We start from the raw sequence: 12,135 nt of genomic DNA, 5'->3' as shown, positions 1-12,135 counted from the left end.
GTTCCCAATCTCACCTCGCCCGGCCGCGGTTGTGTTTTGCCTACCAAACAAAAACACCACCACCCCCCGGGGGTGGGGCCGGGGCCGGCGCCCCCCCCCCCCCCCCCCCACACCTCCGGTCCGCGTGGGGTCCTCGTGGTCGGATCACGGCGGGGCACTTGCCGACGGTGCTCTGGAGTTGCGCACCGTCCTGGAGCGGCAAGCAGGCGGCCTCCCGGGAACCGGCCCGGGGAGCCGGCTGCAGCGTCTCGGTCGACGAACTGTGTCGCCGGCTCAATTCTCGTAGTGGTAGCGGCACTGGGCGATCAGGATCGAGTCGTCGGTGACCTTGTGGATCAAGCGGTGCTCGTCATTGATCCGACGTGACCAGTAGCCCTGGAACCCGTGCTTGAGTGGTTCTTTCGGTCCTGGACTTGCCGCCACAGGTAGTCCTCCCAGGCCCGGGAGGCGAAGGTGGTCTTCACTCCCGGTCCGCCGGCTCCCGTACGGTCCCTCCGCCGTTCTCCAGCTCCTCGATGGAGGCAGGAGGCGGCGAGCGTTTGCGGGGCTGCGCAGGAGGTAGGCGGTTTCCTTGAGGGACTGGTAGTCCTCCAAGGAGACCTTCTTCGTCTCCGAGGTCATGCGGCGCACTCCCCGCACCCTGGCCGCCGACCAGCCGCTGGACGCGGACCTGCTGGACACCCTGCTGGACGAGGCGGTGACCGGCCGCGGCGACCAGCTGATCCCGGTCGCCGGCGCCGACGGCACCCTGCTCGGCACCGCCACCAGGCGCGACCTGCTGGCGCTCGGCCGCCGTCCGCCCGGCCCGGCCACCGTCGCGGACGCCGTCCAGGACGCCATGGTGAGCGTCCACCCTGGCGACACCCTGCGCGACGTCGCCTACTGGTTCGCCGAGCACGGCATCACCAGGGCGCCCGTGGTGGAGCCGACCGGGGGCGGCACCGGACGGTTGGTCGGCGTCATCACGGTGAGCGACCTGCTGCACGCCCGGCTGCACGACCTGACCGAGGAGCACCACCGGCCGCGGCTGATCCCGGCATCGGCTCCGGCAGCGGATGATGACGGCCCGTCGGAAGCCAGGCTGGCGGACGCCGGCGCGGCCGGACAGCTCGGGCATGTCACAGCGGGCGGCCGTCGCGTGTCAGGGTGAGTGACAGCTGTCCCGAGCAGAGACGGAGTGCCAGATGTCCTACCCCGACCCCAGGTACCTCGGCGAGAACGGTGAGATCAACGCGGTGTTCCGGCCCGCCGACCGGGGCCCCGACGTGGTCTCCCCGACCGGCGACCGGACGCACTACCTGGCCACCCAGGCCACCACCGGTGGGGAGTTCGGCCTCTACCAGGTGGATCTCGCAGCTCATTCCAGGGGTGCGGCCACCCATTTCCACCGGGCGATCTCCGAGTCCTTCTTCATCCTCTCCGGCCAGGTCCGCCTGTTCGACGGCGACCAGTGGACCACCGGGCGCTCCGGCGACTTCCTGCACGTCCCGGTCGGCGGTCTGCACGCGTTCCGCAACGAGTCGGACGACCCGGCCACCATGCTGCTGCTGTTCACCCCCGGCGCGCCCCGCGAGGAGTACTTCGAGCGGGTCGTCGAAATGGCCCAGCGCGGCGGCCCGGAGTTCCAGGAGTTCCTGGTGCGGCACGACAGCTTCTTCGTCGACCGGGGATGAGCTGACGAAACATCAGGCGGCGCGGCCGACCCGGCGATCGGGGCCCGGCCGTGCCGCCCAGTCACCGTGGGTCGGTGTGCACAAGCGGTGTCACCCCTCCTCCAGCAGCTCCGCCAGCACCGCCGTGTGGTGGGCCTGCGGGTCCTTGTTGGCGGTCAGCAGGGTGAGGGTGGGGTGGTCGCGGAGGGCGGCGAGGTGGGTGCGGGCCTCGGGGGTGTCGAGCTCGCTGCGGTAGCGGTCGGCGAACTCGGTCTCGCGGGCCTCGGGGGCCTCGTGCAGCCAGTGGCGCAGCTCGTTGGAGGGGGCGAGGTCCTTGGCCCACTCGTCGAGTGCGGCCCGCTCCTTGGCCATGCCGCGCGGCCAGAGGCGGTCGACCAGGACCCGGTAGCCGTCGTCGGGCGCGGGCGGGTCGTAGATGCGGCGGGCGCGGATCTCGGAGCGGGCCATGGACCCAGTCTGGCCTGACGGCGGCTCAGGTGGTGATCAGCAGCGCACCGTCGGGGCGCGCGGTGACCCGGACGGCGGTCAGGTCGGGCACCTGGACGGTGGGGTGGTGGGCGGCGGCGCGCGGGCCGACGCCGACCACCCGCATCCCGGCGGCCAGGCCGGCCGCGATGCCGGCCCCGGAGTCCTCGAAGACCAGGCAGTCGGCGGGGTCGACGCCCAGTTCGGCGGCGGCCTTCAGGAAGCCCTCGGGGTCGGGCTTGCTGGCGCCGACCTGCTCGGCGGTTATGGCCGGCTCGGGGTAGGGCAGGCCGGCGGCGGCCATCCGGACCTGGGACAGCCGGCTGTCGGCCGAGGTGACCAGGGCGTGCGGCAGGCCGGCCAGTGAGGCCAGGAAGGCCGGGGCGCCGGGCACCGGCACGATGCCCTCGGTGTCGGCGGTCTCCACGGCGAGCATCTCCCGGTTCTCCGCGAGGTTCTGCTCCATCGGGCGGTCGGGCAGCAGGATCGCCATCGACAGGTGGCCCTGGCGCCCGTGCACCACGCTCATCACCCGGTCGCCGTCGAGTCCTTGAGCCGCTGCCCAGCGGCGCCAGCAGCGCTCCACCACCGCGTCGGAGTTGACCAGGGTGCCGTCCATGTCCAGCAGCAGGGCGCGGGCGGTGAGCTCGGTGGCGGTCATGCGGCGACTCCTTCGGGATAATGTTCCCCAAGGATACAAAAGGCGGATGAACGTCCTCAGTCCAGCAGGTGTCGGTTCACTGCCCGCGCGTGCTCGGCCAGCTCCGGCAGTTCGACCACCTCGACCCCGGCGGCCCGCAGCCGGTCGACGCCCTCGCAGCCGGTGACGAACAGGTCGGGCTCGCGCCAGGCGATCACCACCCGGGGGACGCCGGCCGCCAGGATCAGCTCGGCGCACGGGTGCGGCCGGGAGGCCCGGCGGCTGCACGGTTCCAGCGAGCTGTAGACGGTGGCGCCGCGCAGCCGCGGGTCGCCGGCCGGCAGCTTGGCCAGCGCGGCCTCCTCGGCGTGCACCAGTGGATCGCCCTCCCGGCTGTACCCCTCGCTCAGCACCGTGCCGTCCGCGCCGACCACCACCGCGCCGACCGAGAAGGCGTGTTCGGCGGGCGGGCAGCGCCGGGAGAGCTCGATGGCGCGCAGCAGGAACAAGCGGTCGGCGGACGAGTGGTCGGTGGACGGACGGTCGGTGGCGGTCACGCGGACTCCTTGGGGGCGTACCGGAGCAGGACGACATCCCCGACGGTACGGGCCTCCAGCAGCCGCAGCCGCCGGGTGCTGCCGCCGGGGAAGTCGGCCGGGTTGACGAACCGCGGCGCCGCGGCGTGCCCGACCAGCAGCGGGGCTACCGCCAGCTGCAGTTCGTCGGCCAGCCCCTCGCTGAGGAACTGGGTGTGCACCGAGCCGCCGCCCTCCACCATCAGCCGCCGCACCCCGCGCCGCCCGAGGTCGTCCAGCACGGCGCCCAGGTGCACCCGGCGGCCCAGTGCGACCACCTCGGCCAGTCCGTCCAGCGCCGCGCGCAGCCGGGCGGCCCCCCGGTCGGTGCTGTAGACCAGCTTGGCCCCGCCGGTGTGCCAGAACCGCAGCTCGGGGGCGAGGTCGCCGTGCGCGCTCAGGGTGACCTTCAGGGGGTGGGTGGGCCGGCCGGCGGCTTCCCGGGCGGCCCGCCGGTCCGGCTCGTTGACCAGCAGCCGGGGGTTGTCGCGGCGCAGTGTGGTGGAGCCGACCAGGATCGCGTCGGACTCCGCGCGCAGCTGGTCCACCCGGTCGAAGTCGGCCGGGTTGGAGAGCAGCAGGCGCTCGGGCGCGGCGTCGTCCAGGAAGCCGTCGAGCGACATCGCGGCGCTGAGGGTCACATACGGGCGCTGGGTCACAGCGCAAAGGCTACGGCCGCGGCGGGAGCGGCAGCGGCAGCCCGGGCAGGCCGTCGACGCTGACCCCGACGTACTCCTTGCCGGCGCAGTAGTCGGCGAACTCCGGCTCGCTCTTGCGGCCGAAGTAGTCGGCGTGCAGTGCCCGGTCCTCGCGGTAGTCCATGAACGGCACGGCGAACCCGCAGGAGTCGCTGACTCTTTCGGCGTGGACCAGCACCACGGCCCGCAGGCCGCTGCCGTCCGCGTCCGCTGGGAAGCGGTCGACCAGCTCGGCGAACCGCGGATCGTCGCGGAAGACCGGTTCGCCGCGCCCGTGCACCCGCACCACGGTGGGCGGGCCGGTGAAGGCGCACCACATCAGCGTGATCCGCCCGTTCTCCCGCAGGTGGGCGATGGTCTCCGCGTGGCTGCCGCCGAAGTCCAGGTAGGCCAGGGTGAGTTCGTCCAGCACGGCGAGGGTTCCGGCGCGCCCTTTGGGCGACAGGTTGACGTGGCCGTCGGCGGCCAGCGGTGCGGTGGCGGTGAAGAAGACCGGCTGGGCCTCGATGAACGAGCGCAGCCGGCCGTCGATTCGCTCATAGGTCTTCCCCATGGCCGCCATCGTAATCCCGTCTCAATCCACAAGACACACCTTCTTGCACTATGAGACTGACTGCTAGGTTCGCGACATGACCGACCATCAGAACCCTGCCGTCGTCTACACCCACGGCCACAGTGCGGCGGTGCTGCGCTCGCACCGCAGCCGCACCGCCGCCAACTCGGCCGGCTACCTGCTGCCCGAGCTGGCGGCCGGGCAGCGGGTGCTGGACGTCGGCTGCGGGCCCGGCACCATCACTGCCGACCTCGCCGAACTGGTCGGCCCAGAGGGGCGGGTGGTGGCGATCGACACGTCCGCCGAGGTGCTGGCGCAGGCCGCCGAGTACGTCGCGGGCCGGGGGCTGGCCAACGTCGGGTTCGCGGTCGCCGATGTGCACGATCTGCCGTACCCGGCAGCGGAGTTCGACGTGGTCCATGCCCACCAGGTGCTCCAGCACCTGGTCGACCCGGTGGATGCGCTGCGCCAGATGCGCCGGGTGCTGGCCCCGGGTGGGGTGCTGGCGGTCCGGGACGCGGACTACGAGGCGATGACCTGGTATCCCGAAGTCCCCGAGCTGGACGCCTGGTTGGCGCTCTACCGGCGGTGTGCCCGGGCCAACGGCGGCGAGCCGGACGCGGGCCGCCGGCTGCTCGCCTGGGCCCGGGAGGCCGGCTTCACCGAGCTGACCGCGAGCAGCGCCACCTGGACCTATGCGTCGCCCGGCGAGCGGCTCTGGTGGGGCGAGTCCTGGGCCGACCGCACCACCGGCTCCGGTCTGGCCGCCACCGCGCTGGCCCAAGGCTTCGCCGATCGGGCCGAGTTGGCCGCCATCGCGGACGCCTGGCGGCGCTGGACGGTGGAGCCGGACGGCTGGTTCGCGGTCCTGCACGGCGAACTGCTGGCTCGCGGATAACCGTAGCGTCACGAGTAGTTGACGAACCGTCAGTCTTCGAATCGAAACTTCGCACAGTAGTGCCCACGGGGTGCCGCCGCCGCCCCCCGTTCGCAGTCGGCCCGGCCGGGACCTTGCGCGGCGGCGGCCATGGGGTCACCCTGGCGGTAGTCGTACGTGAGGCTCTCGCCCCGGTCACACCGGGCGAGCCGGGGTGCCCTGGTCCCACCGGACCCGCCCAGCCCGGCGGCCCCCCACGCACGACGGAACGGGGGACGGGGGCACGGGCGCGAAGCGGCGGACAGTGCCCGGCACGGGACACGTGTCGGCACGGCCCGCCGGACGGACCATCAACCGGGTCGGCGGCACGGACCGCCGACTCCCCTGACGCGGCGTCGGGCGGGTCGGTCGAAGACCTGTGACATCGCCGAAACCTCGTTCCAACGTCCCGTTAGCGGGCCGTCCCTACGCTGGGAGGACGGCCGGCACCGTGCGGGCCCGACTCGACCCCCACCGAGCCGGGCCCGCACGGCGCAGTCATGGGAGGGCTCCCGCCGCCGCGCGTGGATCGGCCGCCGACCCCGTCCGGGGCCCTAGGCTGCCGTGGCATGGAGAATCGGATCGTGGTCGGTGGCGCCCTCATCCACCAGGGGCGGGTGCTGGCCGCCAGGCGCAGCGCCCCCGCCGAGGTGGCGGGGCGCTGGGAGTTCCCGGGCGGCAAGGCCGAGCCCGGGGAGACGCAGCAGCAGGCGCTGGAGCGCGAGCTCTTCGAGGAGCTGGGGGTGCGGGCCCGGGCGCTGAACCGGCTGCCGGGGGAGTGGCCGATCCGGGCCGGGCTGGTGCTGCGGATCTGGGCGGCCGAGCTGCTGGAGGGCGAGCCGCAGCCGCTGGAGGACCACTCGGAGCTGCGCTGGCTGGGCCCTGACGAACTGTCGGCGGTGGACTGGTTGGAGCACGATCGGGAGGTGCTGCCCGAGGTGGCGCGCCTGCTCACCGCGGCCTGCTGATGCATCGCCCGGCCACCCAGGTTGTACGGTTTTCGTCTGGGTATGTCACAGTTCGATATGAACCTTGACGTACGGTGAGGCGAGGCAGCACAGCTTGGAGGCCCGGTCGGTGACCAGTACGGGGAGCGGGGGCCGGGCGCGGACCGGGCGCACCCGCGCGGGTGCCGCCGCCGCCCGGGCGCGGCTGCGGATGCGCGGCCCGGGACCGGCGGCCGAGCGTCCGGCGCCACCGGCCCGCCCCCCGGCCGGGCCGTCCGCCCCCGTCTCGATGCGCGGCGGGCCCGCGGCGCCGTTCCCGCGCGGTGCGGCGGTCGAGGCGGAGTCGGTCGGCGAGCACACCCAGGGCAGCCTGTTCGACATGGTCAAGGTGGCCATCGCGATGCTGGACGCGGCCGGTCGAGTGGTGCTGTGGAGCCCGGCGGCCGAGGAACTGCTCGGCTGGCCCAGCGAGCTGCTGGTCGGCCGCGGGATCGACGAACTGCTGGCGGACGACCAGCGGCTGGTCGCCCGCGCCCGGGAGGCGATCGCGGCCGCGCTGCGCACCGGCAGCTGGCTGGGCCTGACCGGCCTGCGGCACCGCCGCGGCCCGCGGGTGCGGGTGGAGGCCCGGATCTCGGTGCTGGTGGACGGCCACGGCACCCCGTTCCTGCTGGTGGCGCTCGCCGAGGCGGGCACGGTGCGCGCGGTGGAGCGTGACCTGGCGGTGCGCGACGCGCTCTTCGAGCAGTCCGCGCTCGGCATCGCGGTGCTGGACACCGAGCTGCGCTACACCGCCGTCAACCAGACCCTGGCGGAGATGAACGGCGTGTCGGCCTCGGCCCACGTCGGCCGCACCACCGGCGAGACCCTGCCGGACCGGGCCGCCGACGAGATCTCCGTGATCCAGCGTCAGGTGCTGGCCACCGGCGAGCCGGTGATCGACGTGACGCTGACCGCGCCGGTGACCGCGCGCCCCGGCGGCTACCGCTCGATCTCCTACGGCCGGCTGACCGACCGGGCCGGCCGGGTGCTCGGCATCTCCGGCACCGTGATGGACGTGACGGAGCGGTACCGGGCGGTGGCCAAGGTCGAGCACGCCCGGCGCCGGCTGGCGCTGCTGAACGAGTTCGGCTCCCGGATCGGCGACCTGCTGGACGCCGGCCGGATCGCCCAGGAGCTGGCCGGTGCCGCGGTGCCGCGGCTGGCCGACTTCGCCGCCGTGATCCTGCTGCAGGCGGTGGCGCACGGCGACGACCTGCTGGGGCACGGCCACGACCGGCACACCGCACTGCTGCAACTCGGCGTGGCGGCCGCCCGGGACGGCGCGGACGTCGAGGTGATGCTCCGCCGGGGCGCTCGGGTGAGCTTCGCCGAGGAGTCCTGCTACGGCCGGGTGCTGCGCACCGGTGTGCCCGAACTGCTGTCCGGTGCCGAGGAGTTGGCCCAGGCGGCGGACCCGGGCGACCCGCGCACCAGGGCCGCGCTGGCGCTCGGCGTGCATTCGGTGCTGGTGGTGCCGCTGCGGGCCCGGGGGATCGTGATCGGGCTGCTGGTGCTCAGTCGGGCCGGGCGCCGCGAGGCGTTCGACCGGGACGACCTGGCGTTCTCGGTGGAGCTCGCGGACCGGGCCGGCAGCTCGCTGGACAACGCCCGGCTCTACGTGCGCGAGCGCACCGCCGCGCTCACCCTGCAGCGCACCCTGCTGCCGCAGCAGGTGCCGCAGCCCACCGGAGTGGAGGTGGCCTACCGCTACGTGCCGGGCAGCAGCGGAACCGAGGTGGGCGGCGACTGGTTCGACGTGATCCCGCTGCCCGGCGACCGCACCGCCCTGGTGGTCGGCGACGTGATGGGCCACGGCCTGCGGGCGGCGGCCACCATGGGCCGGCTGCGCACCGCGGTGCGGGTGCTGGCCGGCCTGGACCTGCCGCCGGCCGTGCTGCTGCGGCACGTCCACGAGCTGGCCGACGATCTGGCCCAGGGGCCGGACGAGGCACTGCTGGCGACCTGCGTCTACGCCGTCTACGACCCGGCCGCCGGGCGGCTGACGGTGGCCAAGGCGGGGCACATCCCGCCGGTGCTGGTGAGCCCGTCGCGCCCCGGCCCGGCGCGCACCGGCGGTCCGCTGCCGGGCGGCCGGGGGCAGGTGCTGGAGCTGCCGTCCGGGGCGCCGCTCGGCGTCGGCGGGGTGCCGTTCGAGGCGGTGGAGCTCCAGGTGCCGGAGGGCAGCGTGCTGGCGCTGTGCACGGACGGCCTGGTGGAGTCCCGCGACAAGGACCTGGACGTCGGCCTCGGGCGGCTGCAGGCGGTGCTGGAGAAGCCGCACCCGTCGCTGCAGCACGCCTGCGAGGCGGTGCTCGACACCATGGAGCAAGGGCGCGAGCCGGACGACGTGGCGCTGCTGCTGGCCCGGCTGGGTCACGGCGCGGAGGGTGCCCAGGTGCTCGGCTGGACGCTGCCGGCCGAGCCCACCGCGGTCTCCCGGGCCCGCCGGCTGGTCCGCGGGGCGCTGCGGGAGTGGGGGGTGGCGGAGCTGGGCGACACCGCCGAGTTGCTGGTGAGCGAGTTGGTGACCAATGCGGTGCGCTATGCCAGTGCCCCGATCGGGGTGCGGCTGACGTTGGGCGGGGTGCTGCTGGTGGAGGTCTCCGATCCGCTGCCGGATCCGCCCCGGGAGCGGCACGCGGCCGACGGCGACGAGGGCGGCCGGGGCCTGGAGCTGGTGCACCGGCTGGCGCTGCGCTGGGGCAGCAGGGCCGAGGGAATGGGCAAGGTGGTCTGGTTCGAGCAGGAATTGCCGGGGAAGGAAGCGGACCGGGAATGAACCGAGCGGATTCATCGATCAGATATTCGAATATTCTCTACTTGTCCATGACAATCCCCTGCTGGGCGCATGGGAGTGGGCCGGGGGCGCGAGGGGTGCGCGGAGGTCGCGCGGGGCGGGTGACAAAAACCCTCGCTCGATTTGATGTTGTGATCTCAGAGGCGTGTGCGCCCGCCCCTGGATGATGAATACTCGGTCTTCTCGACATCCGGATGGTCGCGGGTTGGAGGGGTCGGTCCTTGAACAGCATGCCGGCGCGGGAAGCGCTGACTGGCAGCAGCGGCCATGCCGCGGTGCCCGGACAGCCGGGCAACCCGGTGGTGCCGCCTGCTCCAGGCCCGGTGCCGCAAGCCCGTTGGGGCGACCTGGACCCGGGATCGATCTACGAGTACATCCGGGTCGCGACCTTCGCGATCGGCGCCGACGGGCGGATCGGCCAGTGGAGCGACCGGGCCGCCGACTTCTTCGCGCTGCCTGCCGTCGAGGCGCTCGGTGCCGACCCGGTCACCACCCTGGTGCCGCGCGAGTACTGGCGGCGCGGCCGGGAGCGGCTGGAGCGCACCCTGGCGGGCGAGGAGTGGATCGGCACCGCCCCCTACCGTGATCGCGACGGCGGCGAGAGCCTGGCCGAGATCTATCTGATGCCCGCCGCCGGCTCGGAGCAGACGGCCGGCCCCGCCGGTGCCCTCTGCCTCGCCGTCGATCTCGGCAAGCTGCGCCGGATCGAGACCGACCTGGCCGCATCTGCGGCTGTTTTCGGCCAAACTCCGAGCGGTTTCTTCCTGTTCGACCCCGAGCTGCGGCTGCAGCGGGTCAACCCGGCGTTCGCCGACGCCGTCGGCCGCGACGCCGAACTGCTGGCCGGCCGCACCGCGCACGAACTGTTCGCGCCGGGCGAGGCCGACCGGATGCAGGCGGCGCTGCGCAAGGTGCTGGAGACCGGCGAGCCGATGGTCGACCTGCGGTTCAGCGGCGTGCTGCCGCACGGCGGCGAGCGCCGCTGGGCGATCTCGCTGTACCGGCTGACCGGGCCGGGAGACCGGACGATCGGTGTCGCCGGGCAGGTCAACGACGTCACCAGCCGGATGGTGGCCGAGCGCGAGGCCGCCGGGGTGCGGCGCAACCTGGCCCTGGTCAACGAGGCCAGCGCGCACATCGGCTCCACCCTCGACCTGGAGACCACCGCCAAGGAACTGCTCGACGTGGTGGTGCCGCAGTTCTGCGACATGGCCACCGTCGACCTCTACTCGGCGCTGCTCTCCGGCGAAAGCGGTCCGGCGCTGGCCCGCAGCGGCGGCGGCTACGACGGCAGCGGCGAGCTGCGCCGGGTCGCGGTCTCCAGCGTGGTGGGCGACGCGGCCGCGGTGCTCGGCGGCGACCCCACGGTCTACGACGACCTCGGCTTCAGCTCCCAGCTGGCCGCCGCCGAGGCCGGCGGCACCCTCTGCTACCCGCCGCGCTCCCCGCACGCCCGAGCGCTGCGGACCGGCCGCAGCGCGATCCCCGACCCCGGCCCGAACCCGCTGCTGCGCTCCACCCTGGTGGTGCCGCTGGTGGCCCGGAACGTGGTGCTCGGCCTGGTGCAGCTCTCCCGGGCGATCGGCAGCGAGCCGTTCGACGCCCGCGACGTGGCGATCGCCGAGGAGATCGCGGCCCGGGCGGCGGTCTGCGTGGACAACGCCCGGCTCTACCGGCGCGAGCACGAGCGCGCCCTGATCCTGCAGCGCAGCCTGCTGCCCCCCGGCAACCCGGAGGCCAGCGGGCTGGAGATCGCCTGCCGCTACCGGCCCAGCAGCAACAACACCGAGGTCGGCGGCGACTGGTTCGACGTCATCCCGCTGCCCGGCAACCGGACGGCGCTGGTGATCGGCGACGTCATGGGCCGCGGCCTGCGGGCCGCCGTGGCGATGGGTCAACTCCGCACTGCCGTAAGGACCTTGGCGATGCTCGACCTGGAGCCGGCCGAGGTGCTCGGGGCCCTGGACGACATCGCCAGAGGACTCGGCGACCCCGGACCCGGTCCGCTGCCCGGCTACGGCGCGACGGCCCGGCCGGTGGACGACGAGGCAGCCGAGGTCTACCTGGCGACCTGCGTCTACGCGGTCTACGACGCCGTCACCCGGCGCTGCACCTTCGCCAACGCCGGGCACCTGCCGCCGGTGCTGCTCAGCCCCGGCGAGCCGGCCCGGATGCTGGACGTGCCACCCGGCCTGCCGCTCGGCGTGGGCGGCGAGCCGTTCGAGGAGGTCACCCTGGTGCTGCCGGACGGCGCGCTGCTCGGCCTCTACACCGACGGCCTGGTGGAGTCCCGCAAGCACCAGCTGGACGAGGGCCTGCTGGCCTTCCGGACCGCCCTGCAGAACGGCGGCCCGGTCCTGGAGACCCTCTGCGACCAGGTGCTCAGCGAGCTCGACCCGCACCACGGCGAGGACGACATCGCGCTGCTGATGGCCCGGGTCCGGGCCTTCGACGAGGACGCGGTCGGCGACTGGCGGCTGCCGCCGGAGCCCACCTCGGTGGCCAAGGCCCGCGAACTGGCCTGCGGCTGGCTGCGGGTGCGCGGCCTGGACGAGCTGGTGGACACCACCGAGCTGCTGGTCAGCGAGCTGGTCACCAACGCGCTGCGGCACGGCCGGGGCGAGATCCGGCTGCGGCTGCTCAAGGACACCTCGGTAGTCTGCGAGGTCTGGGACGACGGCTACGCCCAGCCCCGGCAGCGCCGCGCCCAGGAGACCGACGAGGGCGGCCGCGGCCTCCAGCTGGTCAGCCTGCTGGCCGAGCGCTGGGGCAGCCGCCGCACCCCGCACGGGAAGATCGTCTGGTTCGAGCTCTCGCTCTGACCGTCCG

12 protein-coding genes and 1 pseudogene are annotated in these 12,135 nt (G+C 73.9%); 6 read left to right on the top strand and 7 right to left on the bottom strand.

The window, feature by feature from the left end:
- Positions 1–273: 273 nt before the first annotated feature.
- Both P3T35_RS40415 and P3T35_RS18965 read right to left on the bottom strand, forming a co-directional pair.
- Positions 274–525: a Txe/YoeB family addiction module toxin gene (locus P3T35_RS40415; protein ID WP_101385233.1), complete on the bottom strand. Its 252-nt coding sequence runs from the start codon at positions 523–525 to the stop codon at positions 274–276.
- Positions 461–600 (bottom strand): annotated as a pseudogene (locus P3T35_RS18965) (type II toxin-antitoxin system Phd/YefM family antitoxin); the annotation flags it as partial. The gene P3T35_RS40415 and the pseudogene P3T35_RS18965, both read right to left, overlap by 65 nt.
- A 19-nt stretch (positions 601–619) precedes the next feature.
- On the opposite strand from P3T35_RS18965, the gene P3T35_RS18960 reads away from it, so the two are divergent.
- Positions 620–1,150: a CBS domain-containing protein gene (locus tag P3T35_RS18960; RefSeq protein WP_101382038.1), complete on the top strand. Its 531-nt coding sequence runs from the start codon at positions 620–622 to the stop codon at positions 1,148–1,150.
- Between the two features lie 34 nt (positions 1,151–1,184).
- Entirely contained in the window at positions 1,185–1,673 is a 489-nt protein-coding gene (locus P3T35_RS18955; protein WP_101382039.1) for a cupin domain-containing protein, read from the top strand.
- A gap of 90 nt (positions 1,674–1,763) precedes the next feature.
- Here P3T35_RS18955 and P3T35_RS18950 read toward each other — a convergent pair whose 3' ends face one another.
- The 5 genes from P3T35_RS18950 to P3T35_RS18935 are packed head-to-tail and all read right to left on the bottom strand — an operon-like array spanning position 1,764 to position 4,604.
- The gene (locus P3T35_RS18950) at positions 1,764–2,120 is read right to left on the bottom strand and encodes a DUF488 family protein (protein WP_101382040.1); all 357 of its coding nucleotides are present in this window, start codon (positions 2,118–2,120) and stop codon (positions 1,764–1,766) included.
- Between the two features lie 25 nt (positions 2,121–2,145).
- Positions 2,146–2,799, bottom strand: a complete 654-nt coding sequence (locus P3T35_RS18945; protein ID WP_101382041.1) for an HAD-IA family hydrolase — start codon at positions 2,797–2,799, stop codon at positions 2,146–2,148.
- A 56-nt stretch (positions 2,800–2,855) separates the two neighbouring features.
- Positions 2,856–3,335, bottom strand: coding sequence for a deaminase (locus tag P3T35_RS40410; RefSeq protein ID WP_101382042.1), 480 nt, complete (start codon positions 3,333–3,335; stop codon positions 2,856–2,858).
- Positions 3,332–4,012 (bottom strand): RibD family protein, encoded by a 681-nt coding sequence (locus P3T35_RS40405; protein WP_101382043.1) that lies wholly within the window; start codon positions 4,010–4,012, stop codon positions 3,332–3,334. The genes P3T35_RS40410 and P3T35_RS40405 overlap by 4 nt, the downstream gene beginning before the upstream one ends.
- A gap of 10 nt (positions 4,013–4,022) precedes the next feature.
- Positions 4,023–4,604, bottom strand: coding sequence for a pyridoxamine 5'-phosphate oxidase family protein (locus tag P3T35_RS18935; protein ID WP_101385234.1), 582 nt, complete (start codon positions 4,602–4,604; stop codon positions 4,023–4,025).
- Positions 4,605–4,680: 76 nt separating this feature from the next.
- Here P3T35_RS18935 and P3T35_RS18930 point away from each other — a divergent pair, with 76 nt between their 5' ends.
- The 4 genes from P3T35_RS18930 to P3T35_RS18915 all read left to right on the top strand — a co-directional run bounded on the left by P3T35_RS18930 (position 4,681) and on the right by P3T35_RS18915 (position 12,128).
- Positions 4,681–5,502 (top strand): methyltransferase domain-containing protein, encoded by an 822-nt coding sequence (locus tag P3T35_RS18930; protein WP_101382044.1) that lies wholly within the window; start codon positions 4,681–4,683, stop codon positions 5,500–5,502.
- 587 nt (positions 5,503–6,089) lie between these two features.
- Positions 6,090–6,488: a (deoxy)nucleoside triphosphate pyrophosphohydrolase gene (locus tag P3T35_RS18925; RefSeq protein WP_101382045.1), complete on the top strand. Its 399-nt coding sequence runs from the start codon at positions 6,090–6,092 to the stop codon at positions 6,486–6,488.
- A 109-nt stretch (positions 6,489–6,597) separates the two neighbouring features.
- Positions 6,598–9,288 (top strand): SpoIIE family protein phosphatase, encoded by a 2,691-nt coding sequence (locus P3T35_RS18920; protein WP_280706904.1) that lies wholly within the window; start codon positions 6,598–6,600, stop codon positions 9,286–9,288.
- A gap of 248 nt (positions 9,289–9,536) precedes the next feature.
- Positions 9,537–12,128: a SpoIIE family protein phosphatase gene (locus tag P3T35_RS18915; protein ID WP_101382046.1), complete on the top strand. Its 2,592-nt coding sequence runs from the start codon at positions 9,537–9,539 to the stop codon at positions 12,126–12,128.
- Positions 12,129–12,135: the final 7 nt, after the last annotated feature.

The organism is Kitasatospora sp. GP30 (assembly GCF_029892145.1).
GTDB lineage: Bacteria > Actinomycetota > Actinomycetes > Streptomycetales > Streptomycetaceae > Kitasatospora > Kitasatospora acidiphila.
The sequence above is the reverse complement of the archived record's forward strand: the minus strand, read 5'-3'. Positions and strand labels throughout refer to the sequence as shown.